The sequence below is a fragment of the Enterobacter sp. ECC-175 genome (assembly GCF_043968675.1).
Lineage (GTDB): Bacteria > Pseudomonadota > Gammaproteobacteria > Enterobacterales > Enterobacteriaceae > Enterobacter.
In genome coordinates this window covers 265,289-290,363 of record NZ_CP143776.1, presented here as the reverse complement: position 1 = coordinate 290,363, position 25,075 = coordinate 265,289, and the positions used below count along the sequence as shown (strand labels likewise).

The following is a 25,075-nucleotide window of genomic DNA, read 5'->3' as shown; positions in this document are numbered from 1 at the left end:
TGCCAGGCGATTAGTTTTTTGGCTGCGCAATGCGCAGTTCGAAAACGCATGGATCGAAAAATAAGCAGAATTTTAACCTGATGGGTAGTGATTTATTCGGCGTATTGTCCCGTTATTTTATGCTGCAAACTGCGCTTTTAGTTGTTTATCTCTACATTAATTCAGAATATTATCTTTGCTTAATCGCCTGAAAAATAGAGATTTTAGTCTGGTTTTTACTAAAAACCTGCGCTAAACCATTAAAGGCACTGGTAAAAATAGCGTTGTTCATTAAAAGTACAGAATGCTTTTTAACCATAATAAAACAAAATATAAACATCACGTCACGAATGGGGATTCTGAAATGAAAAGGAACGCGAAGGCATTGATCGCGGGAATGGTTGCACTGGCGATTTCACAGTCTGCACTGGCTGATGACATCAAGGTTGCCGTGGTCGGCGCGATGTCCGGTCCGGTTGCCCAGTGGGGCGATATGGAGTTCAACGGCGCGCGCCAGGCGATCAAAGACATCAACGCCAAGGGCGGCATCAAGGGCGACAAGCTGGTGGCGGTGGAATATGACGACGCCTGCGATCCGAAACAGGCCGTCGCGGTCGCCAACAAAATCGTCAATGACGGCATCCAGTACGTGATTGGCCACCTCTGCTCATCGTCCACGCAGCCCGCGTCCGATATCTACGAAGACGAAGGCATTCTGATGATCACCCCGGGCGCGACCAACCCGGAGCTGACCCAGCGCGGCTACGCGCACATCATGCGTACCGCCGGCCTGGACTCCTCGCAGGGACCAACCGCCGCGAAGTACATCCTCGAGACCGTCAAGCCGCAGCGCATTGCCATTATTCATGACAAACAGCAGTACGGCGAAGGCCTGGCCCGCTCCGTGCAGGACGGCCTGAAAAAAGGCGGCGCGAACATCGTCTTCTTCGACGGCATCACCGCGGGCGAGAAAGACTTCTCGGCGCTGATTGCCCGTCTGCAAAAAGAGAACATCGACTTCGTTTACTACGGCGGCTACTACCCGGAAATGGGCCAGATGCTCCGCCAGGCGCGCGCGACCGGCCTGAAAACCCAGTTTATGGGGCCGGAAGGCGTGGGCAACGCCTCGCTGTCAAACATTGCGGGCAATGCCGCCGAGGGCATGCTGGTCACGATGCCAAAACGCTATGACCAGGACCCGGCGAACAAAGCTATCGTGGACGCGCTGAAGGCGCAGAAGAAAGATCCGAGCGGTCCGTACGTCTGGATCACCTACGCCGCCGTGCAGTCTCTGGCAACGGCAATGGACCGTACCGGCAGCAAAGAGCCGCTGGATCTGGTGAAAGATTTAAAAGCGCACGGGGCGAACACCGTGATTGGGCCGCTGAACTGGGATGAGAAAGGCGATCTGAAGGGATTTGAATTTGGTGTCTTTAAGTGGCACGCCGACGGATCTTCCTCGGCCGCCAAATAATCATCCCACCGCCCGGACCGCCGGGCGGGTTTAAAAAGGTTTGCATATGTCCGAGCAGTTTCTCTATTTCCTGCAGCAGATGTTTAACGGCGTCACGCTGGGAAGCACCTACGCGCTGATCGCCATCGGCTATACGATGGTTTACGGCATTATCGGCATGATCAACTTCGCCCACGGCGAGGTCTACATGATCGGCAGCTATGTCTCCTTTATGATTATCGCCGCGCTGATGATGATGGGCATCGACAGCAGCTGGCTGCTGGTTGCCGCCGGGTTCGTCGGCGCGATCGTGATCGCCAGCGCCTACGGCTGGAGCATTGAGCGCGTCGCCTACCGGCCCGTGCGCAGCTCCAAGCGCCTGATCGCGCTGATCTCCGCGATTGGGATGTCCATCTTCCTGCAAAACTACGTTAGCCTGACCGAAGGCTCGCGCGACGTGGCGCTGCCGAGCCTGTTCAACGGCCAGTGGATTGTGGGCGCGAGCGAAAACTTCTCCGCGTCGATTACCACCATGCAGCTGGTCATTTGGGTGGTGACTTTCCTCGCGATGCTCGCCCTGACTATTTTCATCCGCTACTCCCGCATGGGGCGCGCCTGCCGCGCCTGCGCGGAAGACCTGAAGATGGCGAGCCTGCTCGGCATCAACACCGACCGCGTGATTGCCCTGACCTTCGTGATCGGCGCGGCGATGGCGGCGGTGGCGGGCGTGCTGCTCGGCCAGTTCTACGGCGTAATCAACCCATACATCGGCTTTATGGCCGGGATGAAGGCCTTCACCGCGGCGGTACTCGGCGGTATCGGCAGCATTCCGGGGGCGATGATTGGCGGGCTGATCCTGGGCGTGGCGGAAGCGCTCTCCTCGGCGTACCTGAGCACTGAATACAAAGACGTGGTGTCGTTTGCCCTGCTGATTCTGGTTCTGCTGGTGATGCCTACCGGTATTCTGGGCCGTCCGGAGGTAGAGAAAGTATGAAACCGATGCATTTTGCCATGGCGCTGCTCTCTGCCGCGATGTTCTTCGTGCTGGCGGGCGTCTTTATGGGCGTCCAGCTCGAGCTGAACGGCACTAAGCTGGTGGTCGATACCGCCCCTGACATCCGCTGGCAGTGGGTGTTTATCGGCACGGCGGTGGTGTTCCTGTTCCAGCTGCTGCGCCCGCTGTTCCAGAAAACGCTGAAAGGCGTCTCCGGGCCTAAATTCGTGCTGCCGGCGATCGACGGCTCCACCGTTAAGCAAAAGCTGTTCCTCGTGGCGCTGCTGGTGGCCGCCGTGGCGTGGCCGTTCGTGGTCTCGCGCGGGACGGTAGATATCGCCACCCTGACCATGATCTACGTGATTTTGGGCCTCGGCCTGAACGTGGTGGTCGGTCTCTCTGGCCTGCTGGTGCTCGGCTACGGCGGCTTCTACGCCATCGGGGCCTACACCTTCGCGCTGCTAAACCACTATTACGGCCTCGGCTTCTGGACCTGCCTGCCGCTGGCGGGGCTGGTGTCTGCCGCCGCGGGCTTCCTGCTCGGCTTCCCGGTGCTGCGCCTGCGCGGCGACTATCTGGCGATTGTGACCTTAGGGTTCGGCGAAATCGTGCGTATTCTGCTGCTTAACAACACCGAAGTGACCGGCGGCCCGAACGGCATCAGCCAGATCCCAAAACCGACCTTCTTCGGCCTGGAGTTCAGCCGCACCGCCCGCGAAGGCGGCTGGGACACCTTCAGCAACTTCTTTGGCATCAAGTACGACCCGTCCGACCGCGTGATTTGGCTCTACCTGGTGGCGCTGCTGCTGGTGGTGATCACCCTGTTCGTGATCAACCGCCTGCTGCGCATGCCGCTGGGCCGCGCGTGGGAAGCGCTGCGCGAGGATGAGATCGCCTGCCGCTCGCTGGGCCTGAACCCGACCCGCATCAAGCTGACCGCGTTCACCATCAGCGCCGCGTTTGCGGGCTTTGCCGGAACGCTGTTTGCCGCGCGCCAGGGCTTCGTCAGCCCGGAATCGTTCACCTTTGCCGAGTCCGCCTTCGTGCTGGCAATTGTGGTGCTGGGCGGCATGGGCTCGCAGTTCGCCGTTATTCTTGCGGCGATCCTGCTGGTGGTCTCCCGCGAGCTGATGCGCGACTTTAACGAATACAGCATGCTGATGCTGGGCGGCCTGATGGTGCTGATGATGATCTGGCGTCCGCAGGGCCTGCTGCCGATGACCCGTCCGCAGCTGAAGCTTAAAGATGCGGAAGTAAAAGGAGAGCAGGCATGAGTCAGCCATTATTATCCGTAAACGGCCTGATGATGCGTTTTGGCGGCCTGCTGGCGGTCAACAACGTCTCCCTGGATCTGCATAAGAAAGAAATCGTCTCCCTGATCGGCCCGAACGGCGCGGGGAAAACCACGGTGTTCAACTGCCTGACCGGTTTCTACAAGCCGACGGGCGGCACTATTATGCTGCGCGACCAGCACCTTGAAGGGTTGTCGGGCCAGCAGATCGCCCGCATGGGCGTGGTGCGAACGTTCCAGCACGTGCGCCTGTTCCGCGAAATGACGGTGATTGAAAACCTGCTGGTGGCGCAGCATCAGCAGCTCAAAACGGGCGTCTTCTCCGGCCTGCTGAAAACCCCGGCGTTTCGCCGCGCGCAGGAGGAAGCGCTGGAGCGCGCCGCCACCTGGCTCGACCGCATCGGCCTGCTCCAGCACGCTAACCGCCAGGCCAGCAACCTGGCCTACGGCGACCAGCGCCGTCTGGAGATTGTGCGCTGCATGGTGACGCAGCCGGAAATCCTGATGCTCGACGAACCGGCGGCGGGCCTCAACCCGAAAGAGACCAAGGAGCTGGACGAGCTGATCGCCGAGCTGCGCGATCGTCACGACACCACCATCCTGCTGATTGAGCACGACATGAAGCTGGTGATGGGCATTTCCGACCGTATCTACGTGGTAAACCAGGGCACGCCGCTGGCCAACGGCACGCCGGAAGCGATCCGCAACAACCCGGACGTGATCCGCGCATACCTGGGTGAGGCATAAGATGGAAAAAGCGATGTTAACGTTTGACAAGGTCAACGCGCACTACGGCAAGATCCAGGCGCTGCACGACGTCAGCCTGCATATCAACCAGGGGGAAATCGTCACCCTGATTGGCGCCAACGGCGCGGGCAAAACCACGCTGCTCGGCACCCTGTGCGGCGATCCGCGCGCGTCCAGCGGGCGGATAGTGTTTGATGGCAAAGACATTACCGACTGGCAGACCGCCAAAATCATGCGCGAAGCGGTGGCGATTGTGCCGGAAGGGCGGCGCGTATTTTCCCGCATGACGGTGGAAGAGAACCTGGCGATGGGCGGCTTCTTCGCCCACCGCGACGAGTTTCAGACCCGCATCAAGTGGGTATATGAACTCTTCCCGCGCCTGTGGGAGCGCCGCATCCAGCGCGCGGGCACCATGTCCGGCGGCGAGCAGCAGATGCTGGCGATTGGCCGCGCGCTGATGAGCCAGCCGCGCCTGCTGCTGCTGGACGAGCCGTCGCTCGGCCTTGCGCCGATCATTATCCAGCAGATTTTCGACACCATCGAACAGCTGCGCAAAGAGGGGATGACCATCTTCCTCGTTGAGCAAAACGCCAACCAGGCGCTGAAGCTCGCCGACCGCGGCTACGTGCTGGAAAACGGTCGCGTGGTGCTTGAGGATACCGGTGACGCGCTGCTGGCGAACGAGGCGGTGCGGAGCGCGTATTTAGGCGGATAGGTAAAAGCAAAAAGGCAACGTAAGTTGCCTTTTTTAGTGTTTTCTCCCTCTCCCTGTGGGAGAGGGCCGGGGGTAAGGGCACCAGACCGCACGAGGTAAAAGCAAAAAGGCAACGTAAGTTGCCTTTTTTAGTGTTTTCTCCCTCTCCCCGTGGGAGAGGGCCGGGGTGAGGGCACCAGACCGCACCGATCCCCCTTCACACAACCATCATCCCCCTGACGCCTGGCTGTCACTTATCTGCAAACAAACGGTTATTTTTCTGTCATTCGAGCATGTCATGTTACCTCGCGAGCATAAAACGCGTGATATCGCGCATCCCGGCATAATAAGAGAGATGACAATGACATCGTTACGACACACGGCTTTAGGTCTGGCAATCGGTCTGGCTTTTGCGACAAACGCAATGGCCGTTACCACCATTCCGTTCTGGCATTCCATGGAAGGGGAGTTGGGTAAAGAGGTTGACTCCCTGGCGCAGCGTTTCAACGACGCTCATCCGGATTACAAAATTGTGCCGGTGTACAAAGGCAACTACGAGCAGAGCCTGAGCGCGGGCATCGCCGCCTTCCGTACCGGCAACGCGCCTGCCCTGTTACAGGTTTACGAAGTGGGTACCGCCACTATGATGGCCTCCAAAGCCATCAAGCCGGTCTACGAAGTGTTCAAAGACGCGGGCATCAGCTTCGATGAGTCCCAGTTCGTGCCGACCGTCTCCGGCTACTACACCGATTCCAAAACCGGCCACCTGCTGTCGCAGCCGTTTAACAGCTCCACGCCGGTGCTGTACTACAACAAAGACGCCTTCAAAAAAGCCGGTTTAGATCCGGAGCAGCCGCCAAAAACCTGGCAGGATCTCGCCGAGTACACGGCGAAGCTGAAAACGGCGGGGATGAAGTGCGGCTACGCCAGCGGCTGGCAGGGCTGGATCCAGATTGAAAACTTCAGCGCCTGGCACGGCCTGCCGGTTGCCACCAAAAATAACGGCTTCGACGGCACCGACGCGGTTCTGGAGTTCAACAAGCCGGAGCAGGTGAAGCACATCGCGCTGCTTGCCGATCTGAACAAGAAGGGCGACTTCAGCTACTTTGGCCGTAAAGATGAATCCACCGAGAAGTTCTACAACGGCGACTGCGCCATTACCACCGCCTCCTCCGGCTCGCTGGCGGACATCCGTCACTACGCCAAATTCAACTACGGCGTGGGCATGATGCCGTACGACGCAGACGTGAAGGGCGCGCCGCAGAACGCCATCATCGGCGGGGCGAGCCTGTGGGTGATGCAGGGCAAAGATAAAGGCACCTACAAGGGCGTGGCCGAGTTCCTCGACTTCCTGGCGAAGCCTGAGATTGCCGCCGAATGGCACCAGAAGACCGGCTACCTGCCGATCACCAAAGCCGCATACGACCTGACCCGCGAGCAGGGCTTCTACAGCAAAAACCCGGGCGCGGATATCGCGACGCGTCAAATGCTGAACAAGCCGCCGTTGCCGTTCACCAAGGGCCTGCGTCTGGGCAATATGCCGCAGATCCGCACCGTCGTGGATGAAGAGCTGGAAAGCGTCTGGACCGGCAAGAAAACCCCACAGCAGGCGCTGGACTCCGCGGTTGAGCGCGGGAATCAGCTGCTGCGCCGCTTTGAGCAGTCGACGAAATCGTAATTAAAACTCATCCCCCTCACCCTAACCCTCTCCCCAAAGGGGAGAGGGGACTGCACGGAGCCGTCTTTTCTCCCTCGCCCCTTTGGGGAGAGGGTCGGGGTGAGGGGTGAATACCTACAGAGCTAACCTATGTCATCATCCCGTCCGGTGTTCCGCTCCCGCTGGCTGCCCTATCTGCTGGTCGCGCCGCAGCTGGTCATCACCGTTATTTTCTTCATCTGGCCCGCGGGCGAAGCGCTGTGGTACTCGATGCAAAGCGTCGATCCGTTCGGGCTGTCCAGCCAGTTTGTTGGCCTGGACAACTTCACCGCGCTGTTCCATGACAGCTACTACCTGGATTCCTTCTGGACGACGATCAAATTCAGCGCCTTGGTCACGGTCAGCGGTCTTGTCGCGTCTCTGTTTTTCGCCGCGCTGGTGGATTACGTGGTGCGCGGCAGCCGCCTGTATCAAACCCTGATGCTGCTGCCCTATGCCGTCGCGCCCGCCGTTGCTGCCGTGCTGTGGATCTTCCTGTTTAACCCGGGGCGCGGGCTGATCACCCATTTCCTGGCCGAATTCGGCTACGACTGGAACCACGCGCAGAACAGCGGTCAGGCGATGTTTCTCGTGGTGTTCGCCTCGGTGTGGAAGCAGATCAGCTACAACTTCCTGTTCTTCTTCGCCGCGCTGCAGTCCATCCCGCGCTCGCTGGTGGAAGCCGCCGCCATTGACGGCGCTGGGCCGATTCGTCGCTTCTTCAGATTATCGCTGCCGCTGATCGCCCCGGTGAGCTTCTTCCTGCTGGTGGTCAACCTCGTGTACGCCTTCTTCGACACCTTCCCGGTGATCGACGCGGCGACCGCTGGCGGCCCGGTGCAGGCGACCACGACGCTGATCTATAAGATCTACCGCGAAGGTTTTGCTGGCCTGGATCTTTCGGCCTCCGCCGCGCAGTCCGTCGTGCTGATGTTCCTCGTCATCATCCTCACGGTGGTGCAGTTCCGCTACGTTGAAAGTAAGGTGCGTTACCAATGATTGAGAACCGTCCCGGGCTGACGATTTTCAGCCACACCCTGCTGATACTGGGGATTATCGTCATTCTGTTTCCGCTGTACGTGGCCTTTGTCGCCGCCACGCTGGACACCAAAGCGGTGTTCGATACGCCGATGACGCTGATCCCAGGCGGGCACCTTTTCGAAAACATGAAAACCATCTGGACCCAGGGCGTGGGTGCCAACAGCGCGCCGTTCTGGCTGATGATGCTCAACAGCTTCATCATGGCGTTCGGCATCACCGTCGGCAAAATCACGGTGTCGATGCTTTCGGCGTTTGCCATCGTCTGGTTCCGCTTTCCGCTGCGCAACCTGTTCTTCTGGATGATCTTCATTACCCTGATGCTGCCGGTGGAAGTGCGTATTTTCCCGACGGTGGAGGTTATCGCTAACCTGAAGATGCTGGACAGCTACGCGGGCTTAACCCTGCCGCTGATGGCTTCGGCGACCGCCACCTTCCTGTTCCGCCAGTTCTTTATGACCCTGCCGGACGAGCTGATTGAAGCCGCGCGCATCGACGGCGCGTCGCCGATGCGCTTCTTCCGCGACATCGTGCTGCCGCTGTCGAAAACCAACCTCGCGGCGCTGTTTGTGATCACCTTTATCTACGGCTGGAACCAGTACCTGTGGCCGCTGCTGATTGTTCAGGACGTCAACCTCGGCACCGCCGTGGCGGGCATCAAAGGCATGATCGCCACCGGCGAAGGCACCACCCTCTGGAACCAGGTGATGGCGGCGATGCTGCTCACCCTTATCCCACCCGTAGTCATTGTTTTAGCCATGCAGCGCGCGTTTGTCCGCGGCCTGGTCGATAGCGAGAAATAAGATGGCAGGTTTAAAACTTCAGGCAGTAACCAAAAGCTGGGATGGCAAAACCCAGGTGATTCAGCCGCTGACGCTCGACGTGGCGGACGGCGAGTTTATCGTGATGGTCGGCCCGTCCGGCTGCGGCAAATCCACGCTGCTGCGCATGGTGGCGGGGCTGGAGCGCGTCACCTCCGGCGATATCTGGATCGATCGCCAGCGCGTCACCGAGATGGAGCCGAAAGATCGCGGTATCGCGATGGTGTTCCAGAACTACGCCCTCTATCCGCACATGAGCGTGGAGGAGAACATGGCCTGGGGGCTGAAAATCCGCGGCATGGGCAAAGGCCATATCGAGGAGCGCGTGAAGGAGGCGGCCCGCATTCTCGAGCTGGACGATCTGCTCAAGCGCCGCCCGCGCGAGCTCTCCGGCGGCCAGCGCCAGCGCGTGGCGATGGGGCGCGCCATCGTGCGCGATCCGGCGGTGTTTCTGTTCGACGAGCCGCTCTCTAACCTCGACGCCAAGCTGCGCGTGCAGATGCGCCTCGAATTGCAGCAGCTGCACCGTCGCCTGAAAACGACGTCGCTGTACGTGACGCACGATCAGGTGGAGGCCATGACCCTCGCCCAGCGCGTGATGGTGATGAACAAAGGCGTCGCCGAGCAGATCGGCACCCCGGTTGAGGTGTACGAAAAGCCGGCCAGCCGCTTCGTGGCGAGCTTTATCGGCAGCCCGGCGATGAACCTGCTGGACGGGCGCATCAGCACCGCGGGCACGCACTTTGAGCTGGAAAGCGGGATGGCATTGCCCATCAGCTGGTACTATCGTGGCTACGCAGGGCGTAAAATGACGCTCGGCATTCGCCCGGAGCATATCGGCCTGACCTCTCAGGCGGACGGCGGCGTGCCGCTGGTGATGGATACGCTGGAGATGCTCGGGGCAGACAACCTGGCGCACGGGCGCTGGGGCGAACAAAAAATGGTGGTGCGGCTGGCCCATCAGGCGCGCCCGAAAGCAGGCAGCACGCTGTGGCTGCACCTGCCGGAAAATCACCTGCACTTTTTTGACGGTGAAACAGGACAACGCATATGAGCAACTGGCCTTACCCCCACGTCGTCGCCCACCGCGGCGGCGGCAAGCTGGCCCCGGAAAACACCCTGGCGGCCATCGACACGGGGGCGCGCTTCGGTCATACGATGATCGAGTTTGACGCTAAGCTATCGAAAGATGGCGAAATATTTTTGCTGCACGACGACAACCTTGAGCGCACGAGCAACGGCTGGGGCGTGGCGGGAGAGCTGCCGTGGCGCGATCTGCTGAAGGTGGACGCCGGAAGCTGGTTCAGCGGCGAGTTCAAAGGCGAGCCGCTGCCGCTGCTGGCGGAAGTCGCCGATCGCTGCCGCCAGCACGGCATGATGGCTAACATTGAAATCAAACCGACGACCGGGACGGGGCCGCTGACCGGTAAAGCGATTGCCCTCGCCGCGCGCGAGCTATGGGAAGGGATGACGCCACCGCTGCTGTCATCATTTGAAATCGACGCGCTGGAAGCCGCGCAGGCCGCCGTGCCGGAACTGCCGCGCGGGCTGCTGCTGGACGAATGGCGCGAAGACTGGCGCGAACTGACGACCCGCTTAGGCTGCGTGTCGATACACCTCAACCACCGCCTGCTGGACGAGGCGCGCGTGAAGAGGCTGAAGGATGCGGGCCTGCATATCCTGGTGTATACCGTCAACAGGCCACAGCGGGCAGCCGAGCTGCTGCGCTGGGGCGTGGACAGCATTTGTACCGATGCGATTGACCGGATTGGCCCGAACTTTAGTTCTGCGGATTATTGAGCATACTGCCGTTCGACGGCGGCGTTAGCATGTGCTGCTGGCCGCCGTTTAGCGTGCTTCCTCCGCCGAGCATCCCGCCGTTTTTATTCTGCAGCGGCTGCTCGCGCATCTGACCCTGCTGAACGCGCTGCGTGTTGGCGTTCATCTGATTTTGCAGGCTCTGCTGCTGCATCTGGGTCTGCGTTTTCAACTGCTGGTTCAGCATCCCTTTTTGCTGCTGCTGTTGGCTCATCATCTCCGTCTGCATGCGCTGCTGGCTCGGAATGACGTAGCCCTGCTGGTTCGGGTTGTTGAGGGTGTTAATCGGCTGTGCGAGCGCGGCGAACGGAAGCAGCGCCGTCAGAATCACTATGCGTTTCATGGATGTTTCCTCCTGTGAGGCCTCACTTAAGTTTACCCTGATTTCGCCATAACGATGATTTTTTAAGAGTTGTGAACCAGGCTTAAGCGGGGAATATGGACCCCTTCACCTGGAGAACAATAATGATGAAACCAACGTTTTTGCGCTGGGTCGCGCTCGCCGCGCTGATGGCAGGCGGCACGTTTAGCGTGGCGGCAAACCCGCCCGCCGCTCCGCCGGTGTCGTATGGCGTGGAGGAAGACGTTTTCCATCCCGTTCGCGCGACGCACGGGATGGTGGCCTCGGTGGACGCGCTGGCAACGCAAGTGGGCGTCGATATTCTCAGGCAGGGCGGCAACGCGGTGGATGCGGCGGTTGCGGTCGGCTATGCGCTGGCGGTGACGCACCCGCAGGCGGGCAACCTGGGCGGCGGCGGCTTTATGATGCTGCGCACCAAAGACGGCAAAACCACCGCCATCGACTTCCGCGAAATGGCGCCTAATCAGGCGTCGCGCGATATGTTCCTCGACGATCAGGGCAACCCGGACAGCAAAAAATCCCTCACCTCCCATCTGGCGTCCGGCACGCCGGGCACCGTTGCGGGCTTCTCGCTGGCGCTGGAAAAATACGGCACGATGCCGCTCAACAAGGTGGTGCAGCCCGCGATTGCGCTGGCGCGCGACGGCTTCGTGGTGAACGACGCGCTGGCGGACGATCTCAAAACCTACGGCAGCGAAGTGATTCCGAATCATGAAAACAGCAAGGCCATTTTCTGGAAAGAGGGCGAGCCGCTGAAGAAGGGCGATAAGCTGGTGCAGAAGAACCTGGCGAAAAGCCTGGAGCTGATTGCGGAAAACGGCCCGGACGCGTTCTATAAGGGAGCGATTGCTGACCAGATTGCTGAAGAGATGCAGAAGAACGGCGGGCTCATCACCAAAGCGGACCTGGCGGAATACAAGGCGGTGGAGCGCGAGCCGATTAGCGGCACTTATCGCGGCTACGAGGTCTTCTCCATGCCGCCGCCGTCCTCCGGCGGGATCCACATCGTGCAGATCCTCAACATTCTTGAAAACTTCGATATGCACAAGTTTGGCTTCGGCAGCGCCGACGCGATGCAGGTGATGGCCGAAGCGGAAAAGCGCGCCTACGCAGACCGTTCGGAATATCTCGGCGATCCGGACTTCGTGAAGGTGCCGTGGCAGGCGCTGACCAACAAAGCCTATGCCAAATCCATTGCCGACGAAATCGACATCAACAAGGCCAAGCCGTCGAGCGAGATCCGCCCCGGCAAGCTGGCGCCGTACGAGAGCAACCAGACCACCCATTTCTCCGTCGTGGATAAAGACGGCAACGCGGTGGCGGTGACCTATACGCTTAACACCACCTTCGGCACCGGCATCGTCGCGGGCAACAGCGGCATTCTGCTCAACAACGAGATGGATGACTTCTCTGCTAAACCGGGCGTACCGAACGTTTACGGGCTGGTGGGCGGCGATGCCAACGCGGTCGGGCCGAAGAAGCGCCCGCTGTCGTCTATGTCGCCGACCATCGTGGTGAAAGACGGTAAAACGTGGCTGGTGACCGGTAGCCCAGGCGGCAGCCGGATTATCACTACTGTGCTGCAGATGGTGGTCAACAGCATCGATTTTGGGATGAACGTCGCTGAAGCAACCAACGCGCCGCGCTTCCACCACCAGTGGCTGCCGGACGAGCTCCGCGTCGAGAAGGGCTTTAGCCCGGACACCATCAAACTGCTGGAGCAGCGCGGGCAGAAGGTCGCGGTAAAAGAGGCGATGGGCAGCACGCAGAGCATTATGGTCGGGCCGGACGGCGCGCTGTTTGGCGCATCGGACCCGCGATCGGTAGATGATTTGACGGCGGGGTACTGATTTTTGTACCCCTCACCCTAACCCTCTCCCCATGGGGGAGAGGGGATTGCACGGTGCGATTTTTCCCCTCGCCCCTTTGGGGAGAGGGCCGGGTGAGGGGGAAACAGACTACTTCATTCTCGCCATATAATACGCATCCACATACTCGCCGTTGCGCAGGGCGTAGCGCTTGCCGGTGCCTTCAATTTCGAACCCGTACTTTTTGTACACGGCTATCGCCGGTTCGTTATCCACAAACACCGTGAGTTCGATGCGCTCGACGCGAAGCCAGTTGTCACACATGTCTATCATGGTGCGCATCAGGGCGCTGGCGACGCCCCGGTTGTGCCACTCTGCGCCCACACAAATACCAAAATCGGCTACGTGGCTTCGGCGAGGGCGCTGGGCGACATCAATAGTGAGATGTCCAACCACGGTATCGTCAATGCAGGCAACCAGCTGCTTGATACCCTGCTGGTCGCCTAGCCGCATCTGCCACATTTCGAGCGAAGGATGAGGAACCTGTAGGGTATTGTGGTACACCTCCGGCTGGGCGTGAATCTGACGAATTGCGTCGATATCTTTCTGTTCAGCGTGGCGTATCACTATCTCACTCATTCCTTCATCCTCGGTCAGTTAAAAGTCCCTTCCAACATCAATGACTTTAAAATGTGCGTCAACTGCTAATTTTTGCAAAAAGTATTGGACAAGTGCGAATGAGAATGATTATTATTGCTTTGCATTCAGGAAGACCGCTACGGGAACCTGAAAGCACGACATTGCTCACATTGCTTCCAGTATTACTTTAGCCAGCGTCTCGCTGGCTTTTTTTTGTCCTTTTTCTCCCTTTCCCCGTGGGAGAGGGCTGGGGTGAGGGCAAAACTTGCGCTATGGTAAAACCCAGTAACCTTAAAAAAGGACTGACACCATGCCCCTACACTGCGCATTTATTGGATTTGGCAAAAGCACCACCCGTTACCACCTTCCGTATGTTCTCCACCGCAAAGATACCTGGCACGTCGCCCATATTTACCGCCGCAGCGCGAAGCCGGAAGAGCAGTCGCCTCAGTATTCCAACATTCATTTCACCAGCGATCTCGATGAGGTGTTAAACGATCCGCAGGTCAAGCTGGTGGTCGTCTGCACCCACGCTGACAGCCATTTTGACTACGCGAAGCGCGCGCTTGAAGCGGGCAAAAACGTGCTGGTGGAAAAACCGTTTACGCCGACCATCGCCGAAGCGAAGGAACTGTTTGCGCTGGCAAAAAGCAAAGGGCTGAACGTCACGCCGTACCAAAACCGCCGCTTTGACAGCTGCTTCCTGACGGCGAAAAAGGTGATTGAAAGCGGCAAGCTGGGTGAGATCGTGGAAATTGAAAGCCATTTCGATTACTACCGTCCGGTCGCGGAAACCAAGCCGGGCCTGCCGCAGGACGGCTCGTTCTACGGCCTCGGCGTCCACACCATGGACCAAATCATCTCCCTGTTTGGCCGCCCGGACCACGCCGCGTACGACATCCGCAGCCTGCGCAACAAGGCCAATCCGGACGACACCTTTGAAGCGCAGCTGTTTTACGGCGATCTCAAGGCCATCGTCAAAACCAGCCACCTGGTCAAAATCGACTACCCGAAATTCATCGTTCACGGCACCAAAGGCTCGTTTATCAAGTACGGCATCGACCAGCAGGAGACGAGCCTGAAGGCTAATATCATGCCGGGCGAGCCGGGCTTCGCGGCGGACGATTCCGTGGGCGTGCTGGAGTACGTCAACGATGAAGGCGTGACGGTGAAAGAGGAAATGGCGCCTGAACCCGGCGACTATGGCCGCGTCTACGATGCGCTGTACGAGACGCTCGCCAGCGGCGCGCCGAATTACGTCAAGGAATCTGACGTTCTCACCAACCTTGAGCTGCTTGAACGCGCCTTCGAGCAGGCATCTCCTGCCACGATAACCCTCGCGAAATAAGCCGAAAAGACTCTTCTGTACTCGTTCAAATATTTTGTACAGAGGAGTCAATTTTCACCCTCTATGATCCCAGGGCGTTTGCGTCCACACTTACTCCATCGAAACGAACTGAGGGTGAAAACAATGATCTACTTACGCAAAGCAAACGAACGTGGTCACGCGAATCATGGCTGGCTGGACTCATGGCATTCATTCTCGTTTGCTGATTATTATGACCCGAACTTTATGGGCTTCTCCGCGCTGCGCGTCATTAACGATGACGTGATTGATGCAGGCCAGGGCTTCGGCACTCACCCGCACAAAGACATGGAAATCCTGACCTATGTGCTCGAAGGTGCCGTGGCGCACAAAGACAGCATGGGTAACGAAGAGCAGGTTCCGGCCGGTGAGTTCCAGATTATGAGCGCGGGCACCGGGGTGCGTCACTCCGAGTACAACCCGAGCAAAACGGAAAAACTGCACCTGTATCAAATCTGGATCATTCCAGAAGAGACCGGCATCACGCCGCGCTACGAACAGCGCCGCTTCGACGCCAAACAGGGCAAACAGCTGGTGCTGTCCCCGGATGCGCGTGAAGGTTCCCTGAAGGTGTATCAGGATATGGAGCTGTACCGCTGGGCGCTGGCGAAAGACGAGCAGTCCGTATACCAGATTGCCGCCAACCGCCGCGTGTGGATCCAGGTGGTAAAAGGCGACGTGACCATTAACGGCACCAAAGCAACCACCGCCGATGGTCTGGCCATCTGGGACGAGCAGGCGATCTCCGTTCACGCCGATGGCGAAAGCGAAATTCTGCTGTTCGATCTGCCGCCGGTGTAATAAATCATAAATAAATGCCCAACCTTCCCTCCGACAGGGGAAGGTTGGGCTTTGTCCGTGATAAACTGAGCAAATCTCTCTCTTCAAGATTTCTCAGGACGATGAAAAAGAAACGCCCCGTACTTCAGGATGTCGCCGATCGCGTTGGTGTGACCAAAATGACGGTCAGCCGCTTCATACGTAACCCGGAGCAGGTTTCCGTGGCGCTGCGTGGCAAAATTGCCGCGGCTCTTGATGAACTGGGCTATATCCCCAACCGCGCGCCCGATATTCTCTCCAATGCGACCAGCCGCGCGGTCGGCGTTTTGCTGCCTTCCTTAACCAACCAGGTGTTCGCCGAAGTGCTTCGCGGCATTGAAAGCGTGACCGACGCGTTTGGCTATCAGACCATGCTCGCGCACTACGGGTACAAGCCGGAACTCGAAGAGGAACGTCTGGAATCGATGCTTTCCTGGAACATCGACGGCCTGATTTTAACTGAACGTACCCACACGCCGCGCACCCTGAAGATGATTGAAGTGGCCGGTATTCCGGTGGTGGAGCTGATGGACAGCCAGTCGCCGTGTCTCGACATTGCCGTTGGGTTCGATAACTTCGAAGCCGCGCGGCAGATGACGGCGGCAATTATCGCCCGCGGCCATCGCCATGTGGCTTACCTTGGCGCACGTCTGGATGAACGTACTATCATCAAACAGAAGGGATACGAGCAGGCGATGCTCGACGCGGGATTAACGCCGTACAGCGTGATGGTGGAGCAATCTTCCTCCTACACCTCCGGCATTGAGCTGATGCGTCAGGCGCGACGCGAGTATCCGCAACTGGACGGTATCTTCTGCACCAACGATGACCTTGCGGTGGGCGCCGCGTTCGAATGCCAGCGCCTGGGGCTGAAAATCCCAGACGATATGGCGATTGCCGGTTTCCACGGCCACGATATTGGCCAGGTGATGGAGCCGCGCCTGGCGAGCGTGCTGACCCCGCGCGAGCGCATGGGGCGGATTGGTGCAGAACGCCTGCTGGCGCGTATTCGCGGTGAGTTAGTTACCCCTAAAATGTTAGATTTAGGTTTCACCTTGTCACCGGGTGGATCAATTTAGACTGACAAATTTGAACCAGGTCACACTTATTCACATCGCGCACGTTTGGATATTGCTTCTCTAAAGTCCCGGCAGGACAATGTTACCGATAACTGTTACCCGTAACAATTGACTGAGGGACACCCTTTGAGCACGACTAATCACGATCACCACGTTTACGTCCTGATGGGCGTCTCAGGTAGCGGTAAATCTGCCGTGGCGAGCGAAGTGGCGCATCAGCTGCACGCTGCGTTTCTTGACGGCGACTTCCTCCATCCGCGCAGCAACATCATGAAAATGGCCTCCGGCGAGCCGCTGAACGACGACGACCGCAAGCCGTGGCTGCAGGCGCTGAACGATGCCGCATTCGCCATGCAGCGCACCAACAAAGTGTCGCTGATCGTGTGCTCCGCGCTGAAAAAAACCTACCGCGACCTGCTGCGCGACGGCAATCCGAACCTCTCTTTCATCTATTTGAAAGGTGATTTTGAGGTGATTGAAAGCCGCCTGAAGGCGCGGAAAGGCCACTTCTTCAAAACCCAGATGCTGGTCACGCAGTTTGAAGCGCTGCAGGAGCCGGGTGCGGACGAGCAGGACGTATTGGTGGTTGATATCGATCAATCGCTGGAAGGTGTTGTGGCAAGCACCATCGAGGTCATTAACAAAAGGCAGTAAGTTTTGAGTACATTAACGCTTGTTTTAACGGCAGTTGGCTCCGTTTTGCTGCTGCTGTTTTTAGTGATGAAAGCGCGTATGCACGCCTTCGTTGCTTTGATGGTGGTGTCTATTGGCGCTGGCCTTTTCTCCGGCATGCCGCTCGATAAAATCGCGGCGACGATGGAAAAAGGGATGGGCGGCACGCTGGGCTTCCTGGCGATTGTGGTCGCGCTGGGCGCGATGTTTGGCAAGATTTTGCACGAGACGGGCGCGGTCGATCAGATCGCCGTCAAGATGCTGAAATCCTTCGGCCACAGCCGCGCGCACTATGCGATTGGCCTGGCCGGTCTGATCTGCGCGCTGCCGCTGTTCTTTGAGGTGGCCGTTGTGCTGCTGATTAGCGTGGCGTTCTCTATGGCGCGCCACACCGGCACCAACCTCGTGAAGCTGGTCATTCCGCTGTTTGCGGGCGTGGCGGCGGCGGCGGCGTTTCTGCTGCCGGGGCCCGCGCCGATGCTGCTGGCCTCCCAGATGCACGCCGACTTCGGCTGGATGATCCTGATTGGCCTGTGCGCCGCGATCCCGGGAATGATTATCGCCGGGCCGCTGTGGGGCAACTTCATCAGCCGCTACGTTGAGCTGCACATTCCGGAAGACATCACCGAGCCGCACCTGGGCGAAGGCAAAATGCCATCCTTCGGCTTCAGCCTGTCGCTGATCCTGCTGCCGCTGGTGCTGGTGGGCCTGAAAACCATCGCCGCGCGCTTTGTGCCGGAAGGCTCTACCGCCTACGAATGGTTTGAGTTTATCGGCCACCCGTTCACCGCGATCCTGGTGGCGTGTCTGGTCGCGATTTACGGCCTGGCGATGCGTCAGGGGATGGCGAAAGACCGCGTGATGGAGATCTGCGGCGCGGCGCTGCAGCCTGCGGGCATTATCCTGCTGGTGATCGGTGCCGGTGGCGTGTTCAAGCAGGTGCTGGTGGATTCCGGCGTTGGTCCGGCGCTGGGCGAAGCGCTGACGGGGATGGGCCTGCCGATTGCGGTAACCTGCTTCGTGCTGGCCGCGGCGGTGCGTATCATTCAGGGCTCCGCGACCGTAGCGTGCTTAACCGCCGTGGGGCTGGTGATGCCGGTGATTGAACAGCTGAACTACTCCGGCGCGCAGATGGCGGCGCTCTCCATCTGCATCGCGGGCGGCTCGATTGTGGTGTCCCACGTGAACGACGCGGGCTTCTGGCTGTTCGGTAAATTTACCGGCGCGACCGAAGCGCAAACCCTGAAAACCTGGACGCTGATGGAAACCATCCTCGGCACCACGGGTGCGATTGTCGGGATGATTGCGTTTTCGCTGCTGAGCTAACGTTGGTTTTCTCCCTCTCCCTGTGGGAGAGAGAAGGTTAAAATCTGCACCGAACAGTCCCCTCTCCCTGAGGGAGAGGGTTAGGGTGAGGGGGAATTGTGCTGTCTGGTGCCCTCACCCCCGGCCCTCTCCCACGGGGAGAGGGTGCAAACATCAAAAAGGCAACTCGCGTTGCCTTTTGCATTTACCTTGCTAACCCTTCATCCACGCCCGAATCCCGTCCAGGAACATCTGCGTCGCCATCATCACCAGAATCAGCCCCATTAGCCGCTCCAGCGCGTTTACCCCTTTCTCGCCCAGCAGGCGCAGGAACAGCGACGACTGAAGGAGGATGATAAACGTCCCGCCCCAGGCAATCAGCAGGGCAATCACCAGGTGGCTCATCTGATTCGGGTACTGATGCGACAGCAGCATCAGCGTCGCCAGAATCGTCGGCCCGGCCACCAGCGGGATCGCCAGCGGCACGATGAACGGCTCTTCGCCCGCGGGCAGGCCGCTGCTGCTGCCCTCCGCGCTCGGGAAAATCATCTTTATCGCGATCAGGAACAGAATGATCCCGCCGGAAATCGAGACCGTTTCCGCACGCAGGTTGAGGAAGGCCAAAATCTTCTCGCCCGCAAACAGGAAGATAAACATCACCAGCAGCGCGATAAGCAGCTCGCGGATCATGATCGCCCGACGGCGCTTCGGCTCGGTGTGCTTCAGCACCGACATGAAGATGGGCAGATTGCCGAGCGGATCCATAATAAGGATCAATAAAACGGCCGCCGAAATGATCTCACTCATGGTTAATTATCCCTGAATATTTGTATGGTTATTCGTATGATTAGCTGCTTTTCTGATTGCAGGGCAATCATCGATTAATTTCGCTTGCGACTTTGGCAGCATTTTGTAATGTGAAGCATATCTCAGTTGAATACTGGTTTGCATAAACAGCACACACCCTTGCAGGAAAAAAATGCTATGAAAAACGTTGGTTTTATCGGTTGGCGTGGAATGGTCGGCTCTGTCCTCATGCAGCGCATGGTTGAAGAGCGCGATTTCGACGCTATCCGCCCGGTCTTCTTCTCGACTTCCCAGCTCGGCCAGGCTGCGCCTTCCTTTGGGGGTACCACAGGTACGCTGCAGGATGCTTACGATCTGGAAGCGCTGAAGGCACTCGACGTTATTGTCACCTGCCAGGGCGGCGATTATACCAACGAGATTTACCCAAAGCTGCGTGAAAGCGGCTGGCAGGGCTACTGGATTGACGCGGCGTCATCGCTGCGCATGAAGGACGATGCCATCATTATTCTTGACCCGGTGAACCAGGATGTCATCACCGACGGCCTGAACAACGGCGTGAAAACCTTCGTCGGCGGCAACTGCACCGTCAGCCTGATGCTGATGTCCCTCGGCGGCCTGTTCGCGCAGGATCTGGTGGAGTGGGTCTCTGTCGCCACGTACCAGGCGGCGTCCGGCGGCGGCGCGCGCCACATGCGCGAACTGCTGACCCAGATGGGCCAGCTGCACGACAGCGTTGCCACCGAGCTGGCAAACCCGGCGTCTGCGATCCTCGATATCGAGCGTAAAGTCACTCAGCTGACCCGCAGCGGCGCGCTGCCGGTGGATAACTTCGGCGTACCGCTGGCCGGTGGACTGATCCCGTGGATCGACAAACAGCTGGATAACGGCCAGACCCGCGAAGAGTGGAAGGGCCAGGCCGAGACCAACAAAATCCTCGCGACCGCGAACACCATTCCGGTGGACGGCCTGTGCGTGCGCATCGGCGCGCTGCGCTGCCACAGCCAGGCTTTCACCCTTAAACTGAAAAAAGATGTGTCTATTCCGACCGTGGAAGAGCTGCTGGCCGCGCACAACCCGTGGGCGAAAGTGGTGCCAAACGATCGCGATATCACCATGCGCGAACTGACGCCTGCGGCCGTGACCGGCACGCTGACCACGCCGGTGGGCCGCCTGCGCAAGCTGAACATGGGGCCGGAGTACCTCTCCGCGTTCACCGTCGGCGACCAGCTTCTGTGGGGCGCGGCCGAACCGCTGCGCCGCATGCTTCGCCAACTGGCGTAATAATTTGATAACTACCGGGGGTGATTTTCACCCCCTTTTTTTGCGTACTACATGGAGTAAAACGCAGATGTCCTATTTTTTATCTGGAGGGTCTACGTCGTTGGCTATGCTTTAAGGAAGATTTATTTCTCACCTGAGGGTAGGGCGGAGCAGAGAGGATGTGCTGCACCGTTCAGGTCACATTAAAAGTCGTCCCGGAGCGCGTAAAAAGGGCGACATAAAAAAAACAGGATGAATACCATGTCCGATCGTATTTCGAGAGACGTGATTAATGCGCTTATTGCGGGTCATTTTGCCGACCCCTTTTCCGTGCTGGGAATGCACCGCACGGAGGCCGGGCTGGAGGTCCGGGCACTCTTACCTGACGCTACGGAAGTGTGGGTCATCGAGCCCAAAACCGGCCGTAAGGTCGGCAACCTTGAATGCCTTGATTCGCGAGGCTTCTTCTGCGGCATTATGCCGCGTCGTAAAAACCCCTTTCGCTACCAGCTTGCGGTCGTTTGGCACGGCCAGCAAAACCTGATCGACGACCCCTACAGCTTTGGCCCGCTGCTCAAGGAGATGGACGCCTGGCTGCTCTCCGAGGGCACCCACCTGCGTCCGTATGAAACGCTCGGCGCCCATGCCGATACGATGGACGGCGTAACCGGAACGCGGTTTGCCGTGTGGGCGCCGAACGCCCAGCGCGTCTCCGTGGTCGGGCAGTTCAACTACTGGGACGGCCGCCGTCACCCTATGCGACTGCGCCGCGAAACCGGCATCTGGGAGCTGTTTATCCCCGGCGCGCACAACGGACAGCTCTACAAATTCGAAATGATTGATGCCAACGGCAAGCTGCGCATCAAAGCCGACCCGTACGCCTTCGAAGCACAGATGCGGCCGGATACCGCCTCGCTGATTTGCGGCCTGCCGGAGAAAATTACCCAGAGCGAAGAGCGCAAGCAGGCCAACCGCTTCGACGCGCCGATCTCGGTGTACGAAGTCCACCTTGGCTCCTGGCGTCGCCATACCGATAACAACTTCTGGCTCAGCTACCGCGAGCTGGCCGACCAACTGGTGCCCTACGCCAAATGGATGGGCTTTACCCATCTTGAGCTGCTGCCGATCAACGAACATCCGTTCGACGGCAGCTGGGGCTATCAGCCGACCGGGCTTTACGCCCCGACGCGGCGCTTCGGCACGCGCGACGATTTCCGCTACTTTATCAACGCCGCGCACGCCGCGGGGCTGAACGTGATCCTCGACTGGGTGCCGGGCCATTTCCCGTCAGATGACTTTGCGCTGGCAGAGTTTGACGGCACTAAGCTCTACGAGCACAGCGACCCGCGCGAAGGCTATCACCAGGACTGGAATACGCTGATCTACAACTACGGCCGCCGCGAGGTGACGAATTACCTGGTGGGCAATGCGCTGTACTGGATCGAACGCTTCGGCGTGGATGCCCTGCGCGTCGACGCGGTGGCCTCGATGATCTACCGCGACTACAGCCGCAAAGAGGGCGAGTGGATCCCGAACGAATTCGGCGGGCGGGAAAACCTCGAGGCGATAGAGTTCCTGCGCAACACCAACCGCATTCTCGGCGAGCAGGTCGAGGGCGCGGTGACCATGGCGGAAGAGTCGACCGACTTTCCCGGCGTCTCCCGTCCGCCGTCGATGGGCGGCCTCGGCTTCTGGTACAAGTGGAACCTTGGCTGGATGCACGACACGCTCGACTACATGAAGCTCGATCCGGTGTACCGTCAGCATCATCACGACAAGCTGACGTTCGGCCTGCTCTATAACTACACCGAAAACTTCATGCTGCCGCTGTCGCACGACGAGGTCGTTCACGGCAAAAAATCGATTCTCGACCGCATGCCGGGCGACGCGTGGCAGAAGTTCGCCAACCTGCGCGCCTACTACGGCTGGCTGTTCGCCTTCCCGGGGAAAAAGCTGCTGTTTATGGGCAACGAGTTTGCTCAGGGACGCGAGTGGAACCATGACACCAGCCTCGACTGGCACCTGCTGGAAGGGGGCGACAACTGGCACCACGGCGTGCAGCGCCTGGTGCGCGACCTGAACCTGACCTATCGTCACCATAAGGCCCTGCACGAGCTGGACTTCGATCCGTACGGCTTTGAGTGGCTGGTGGTGGACGATCGCGAGCGCTCGGTGTTCGTCTTCGTGCGCCGCGACAAGGCGGGTAACGAGATCATCGTTGCCAGCAACTTTACCCCCGTTCCGCGCAATCACTACCGCTTCGGCATAAACCAGCCGGGCAAATGGCGCGAAATCCTCAACACCGACTCGATGCACTATCACGGCAGCAATGCCGGAAACGGCGGCCTGGTGCAGAGCGACGAGCAGGAAAGCCACGGACGACCCAACTCGCTCAGCCTGACGTTGCCGCCGCTCAGCACCCTCTGGCTGGTTCGGGAGGGCGAATGACGCAGCTGACGGCAGGCCGAAGCGAACCGCTTGGGGCACGCTTTGACGGAAAAGGCGTGAACTTCACGCTCTTTTCCGCGCACGCGGAGCGGGTTGAGCTGTGCGTGTTTGACGGCGAAGGCAACGAGCACCGTTACGATCTGCCGTCGCGCACCGGAGACACCTGGCACGGCTACCTGGCCGGCGGGCGTCCGGGACTGCGCTACGGATTTCGCGTTCACGGCCCGTGGGCGCCCGCGCAGGGGCACTGGTTTAACCCGGCGAAGCTGCTGCTCGATCCGTGCGCCCACCGCGTGGACGGTGAGTTCAAAGACGACCCGCTGTTCCACGTCGGCTACGGCGAGCCGGACCATCGCGACAGCGCGCCCCTCGCGCCGAAAAGCGTGGTGGTGAACGACCTGTACGACTGGGAAGACGACGCCGCGCCGCGCACGCCGTGGGGCAACACCGTCATCTACGAAGCCCACGTGAAGGGGCTGACGTACCTGCACCCGTCGATTCCGAAAGAGATGCGCGGCACCTATAAGGCACTCGGCCACCCGACCATGGTGGCCTACCTGAAGCATCTGGGCATTACCGCGCTGGAGCTGCTGCCCGTGGCGCATTTCGCCAGCGAGCCGCGCCTGCAGCGGCTTGGGCTAAGCAACTACTGGGGCTACAACCCGCTGGCGATGTTTGCCCTCGACCCGCGCTACGCCGCCGATCCTGATAAGGCGCGGGACGAGCTTCGCGACGCGGTCAAGGCGCTCCACCGGGCGGGAATTGAGGTCATTCTGGACGTGGTGCTGAACCACAGCGCGGAAAGCGATCTTGACGGCCCGACGCTCTCCCTGCGCGGAATTGATAACCGTAGCTATTATTGGATCAGGGAGGATGGCGATTACTTCAACTGGACCGGCTGCGGTAACACGCTCAATCTCAGCCATCCAGCCGTGACGCACTACGCTTATGAATGCCTGAAGTACTGGGTGGAGACGTTTCACGTCGACGGCTTTCGGTTTGATCTGGCGCCCGTCATGGGGCGCACGCCGGCGTTTAGCCCGCAGGCGCCGCTGTTTGAGGCGATAAAAAAATGTCCGGTGCTCTCGCAGGTGAAGCTCATTGCCGAGCCGTGGGACATCGGGGAAGGCGGCTATCAGGTGGGGAACTTCCCGCTGCCGTTTGCCGAATGGAACGACCATTTTCGCGACGCCGCGCGCCGCTTCTGGCTGGAGCGGAATCTGTCGTTAGGGGAGTTCGCCGGACGTTTTGCCGGTTCCAGCGATCTCTTTAAGCGCGAGGGCAAATTACCGTCCTCGACGATCAATCTGGTGACGGCGCACGACGGCTTCACGCTGCGCGACTGCGTTTGTTTCAATCAGAAACACAATGAGGCAAACGGCGAGGAGAATCGCGATGGGACTAACAATAACCATAGCTTCAATCATGGTATAGAAGGATTAGGCGGGAGCCTGGACATCATCGAGCGGCGGCGCGATAGCGTACACGCGCTGTTGACGACGCTGCTGCTGTCCCAGGGCACGCCGATGCTGCTGGCGGGCGATGAACACGGCCACAGCCAGCACGGCAACAATAACGCCTATTGCCAGGACAACTCCTTAACCTGGCTTAACTGGGAGGACGCGAACAGCGGTTTGACCCATTTTACCGCGGCGCTGATCCACCTTCGCCAGCAAATTCCTGCTCTTACCGCCGATCGCTGGTGGGAAGAGGGGGACGGCAACGTTCGCTGGCTGAATCAAGACGCGCAGCCGTTAAGCGCGCATGAGTGGCAACACGGCGTGCCTCGCCTGCAAATCCTGCTCTCGGATAAGTGGCTTATCGCGCTGAACGCGACGGATGACGTCGCAGAGATTGTTTTACCTGACGGGGAGTGGCGCGCCGTTCCCCCTTTCGCCGGAGCGGATAATCCGGTGTTAATGGCTGTCTGGCACGGGCCTGCGCACGGAGTGTGCGTATTCCAAAGATGATAAAAAAGGA

The 25,075-nt window shown here is 59.3% G+C and carries 22 protein-coding genes; 19 read left to right on the top strand and 3 right to left on the bottom strand.

What is annotated here, in order from left to right; all coding sequences use genetic code 11:
* Nucleotides 1-343: 343 nt before the first annotated feature.
* From livK to ugpQ, 10 genes are all read left to right on the top strand, one after another.
* Nucleotides 344-1,453, top strand: coding sequence for a high-affinity branched-chain amino acid ABC transporter substrate-binding protein LivK (livK, locus tag V1599_RS01465; protein WP_112011819.1), 1,110 nt, complete (start codon nt 344-346; stop codon nt 1,451-1,453).
* 46 nt (nt 1,454-1,499) lie between these two features.
* Nucleotides 1,500-2,426: a high-affinity branched-chain amino acid ABC transporter permease LivH gene (gene livH / locus V1599_RS01460; RefSeq protein ID WP_010436488.1), complete on the top strand. Its 927-nt coding sequence runs from the start codon at nt 1,500-1,502 to the stop codon at nt 2,424-2,426.
* Nucleotides 2,423-3,700, top strand: a complete 1,278-nt coding sequence (locus V1599_RS01455) for a high-affinity branched-chain amino acid ABC transporter permease LivM (RefSeq protein WP_112011818.1) — start codon at nt 2,423-2,425, stop codon at nt 3,698-3,700. Before livH ends, V1599_RS01455 begins: the two co-directional genes overlap by 4 nt.
* Nucleotides 3,697-4,464 (top strand): high-affinity branched-chain amino acid ABC transporter ATP-binding protein LivG, encoded by a 768-nt coding sequence (livG, locus tag V1599_RS01450; protein ID WP_297117216.1) that lies wholly within the window; start codon nt 3,697-3,699, stop codon nt 4,462-4,464. The genes V1599_RS01455 and livG overlap by 4 nt, the downstream gene beginning before the upstream one ends.
* A 1-nt stretch (nt 4,465) precedes the next feature.
* Complete coding sequence (livF, locus tag V1599_RS01445; RefSeq protein WP_112011816.1) at nt 4,466-5,179, top strand: high-affinity branched-chain amino acid ABC transporter ATP-binding protein LivF; 714 nt, start codon at nt 4,466-4,468, stop codon at nt 5,177-5,179.
* A gap of 340 nt (nt 5,180-5,519) precedes the next feature.
* Entirely contained in the window at nt 5,520-6,836 is a 1,317-nt protein-coding gene (ugpB, locus tag V1599_RS01440) for a sn-glycerol-3-phosphate ABC transporter substrate-binding protein UgpB (protein WP_112011815.1), read from the top strand.
* A 129-nt stretch (nt 6,837-6,965) separates the two neighbouring features.
* The gene (ugpA, locus tag V1599_RS01435; protein ID WP_395300913.1) at nt 6,966-7,853 is read left to right on the top strand and encodes a sn-glycerol-3-phosphate ABC transporter permease UgpA; all 888 of its coding nucleotides are present in this window, start codon (nt 6,966-6,968) and stop codon (nt 7,851-7,853) included.
* The gene (gene ugpE, locus V1599_RS01430) at nt 7,850-8,695 is read left to right on the top strand and encodes a sn-glycerol-3-phosphate ABC transporter permease UgpE (RefSeq protein WP_297117204.1); all 846 of its coding nucleotides are present in this window, start codon (nt 7,850-7,852) and stop codon (nt 8,693-8,695) included. Before ugpA ends, ugpE begins: the two co-directional genes overlap by 4 nt.
* Nucleotide 8,696: 1 nt before the next feature.
* On the top strand, nt 8,697-9,767 hold the full coding sequence (locus tag V1599_RS01425; RefSeq protein ID WP_112011812.1) for a sn-glycerol-3-phosphate import ATP-binding protein UgpC: 1,071 nt from the start codon (nt 8,697-8,699) through the stop codon (nt 9,765-9,767).
* Nucleotides 9,764-10,513, top strand: coding sequence for a glycerophosphodiester phosphodiesterase (gene ugpQ, locus V1599_RS01420; RefSeq protein WP_395300912.1), 750 nt, complete (start codon nt 9,764-9,766; stop codon nt 10,511-10,513). The genes V1599_RS01425 and ugpQ overlap by 4 nt, the downstream gene beginning before the upstream one ends.
* Here the strand turns inward: ugpQ and V1599_RS01415 are convergent.
* Nucleotides 10,494-10,874, bottom strand: a complete 381-nt coding sequence (locus tag V1599_RS01415; protein ID WP_395300911.1) for a DUF2756 family protein — start codon at nt 10,872-10,874, stop codon at nt 10,494-10,496. The two genes, ugpQ and V1599_RS01415, sit on opposite strands and share 20 nt — an antisense overlap.
* 125 nt (nt 10,875-10,999) lie before the next feature.
* Here V1599_RS01415 and ggt point away from each other — a divergent pair, with 125 nt between their 5' ends.
* A complete protein-coding gene (ggt, locus tag V1599_RS01410) occupies nt 11,000-12,742 on the top strand; it encodes a gamma-glutamyltransferase (RefSeq protein ID WP_112011855.1) in 1,743 nt (580 codons plus the stop codon).
* Between the two features lie 108 nt (nt 12,743-12,850).
* On the opposite strand, the gene yhhY is transcribed toward ggt, so the two are convergent.
* A complete protein-coding gene (gene yhhY, locus V1599_RS01405) occupies nt 12,851-13,339 on the bottom strand; it encodes an N-acetyltransferase (protein WP_395300910.1) in 489 nt (162 codons plus the stop codon).
* A gap of 310 nt (nt 13,340-13,649) precedes the next feature.
* Here yhhY and V1599_RS01400 point away from each other — a divergent pair, with 310 nt between their 5' ends.
* The 5 genes from V1599_RS01400 to gntU all read left to right on the top strand — a co-directional run bounded on the left by V1599_RS01400 (nt 13,650) and on the right by gntU (nt 18,601).
* Nucleotides 13,650-14,687, top strand: coding sequence for an oxidoreductase (locus tag V1599_RS01400; protein WP_112011808.1), 1,038 nt, complete (start codon nt 13,650-13,652; stop codon nt 14,685-14,687).
* 123 nt (nt 14,688-14,810) lie between these two features.
* Nucleotides 14,811-15,506 (top strand): pirin family protein, encoded by a 696-nt coding sequence (locus V1599_RS01395; protein WP_112011807.1) that lies wholly within the window; start codon nt 14,811-14,813, stop codon nt 15,504-15,506.
* Between the two features lie 101 nt (nt 15,507-15,607).
* Entirely contained in the window at nt 15,608-16,603 is a 996-nt protein-coding gene (gene gntR / locus V1599_RS01390; protein ID WP_112011806.1) for a gluconate operon transcriptional repressor GntR, read from the top strand.
* Nucleotides 16,604-16,729: 126 nt separating this feature from the next.
* Nucleotides 16,730-17,257, top strand: a complete 528-nt coding sequence (gene gntK, locus V1599_RS01385; protein WP_112011805.1) for a gluconokinase — start codon at nt 16,730-16,732, stop codon at nt 17,255-17,257.
* A 3-nt stretch (nt 17,258-17,260) separates the two neighbouring features.
* Nucleotides 17,261-18,601 carry a gluconate transporter gene (gene gntU, locus V1599_RS01380; RefSeq protein WP_395300909.1) on the top strand — a complete coding sequence of 447 codons (1,341 nt, stop codon included), beginning with the start codon at nt 17,261-17,263 and terminating at the stop codon, nt 18,599-18,601.
* Between the two features lie 192 nt (nt 18,602-18,793).
* Here the strand turns inward: gntU and yhgN are convergent, their stop codons facing one another.
* Nucleotides 18,794-19,387, bottom strand: coding sequence for an NAAT family transporter YhgN (gene yhgN / locus V1599_RS01375; protein WP_003861574.1), 594 nt, complete (start codon nt 19,385-19,387; stop codon nt 18,794-18,796).
* A 177-nt stretch (nt 19,388-19,564) separates the two neighbouring features.
* Here yhgN and asd point away from each other — a divergent pair, with 177 nt between their 5' ends.
* The 3 genes from asd (at nt 19,565) to glgX (ending at nt 25,065) form a co-directional block, all read left to right on the top strand.
* Entirely contained in the window at nt 19,565-20,668 is a 1,104-nt protein-coding gene (gene asd / locus V1599_RS01370) for an aspartate-semialdehyde dehydrogenase (protein ID WP_112011803.1), read from the top strand.
* Between the two features lie 240 nt (nt 20,669-20,908).
* Nucleotides 20,909-23,095: a 1,4-alpha-glucan branching enzyme gene (gene glgB, locus V1599_RS01365; RefSeq protein ID WP_112011802.1), complete on the top strand. Its 2,187-nt coding sequence runs from the start codon at nt 20,909-20,911 to the stop codon at nt 23,093-23,095.
* Nucleotides 23,092-25,065, top strand: a complete 1,974-nt coding sequence (gene glgX, locus V1599_RS01360) for a glycogen debranching protein GlgX (RefSeq protein ID WP_297117183.1) — start codon at nt 23,092-23,094, stop codon at nt 25,063-25,065. The genes glgB and glgX overlap by 4 nt, the downstream gene beginning before the upstream one ends.
* Nucleotides 25,066-25,075 lie beyond the last annotated feature (10 nt).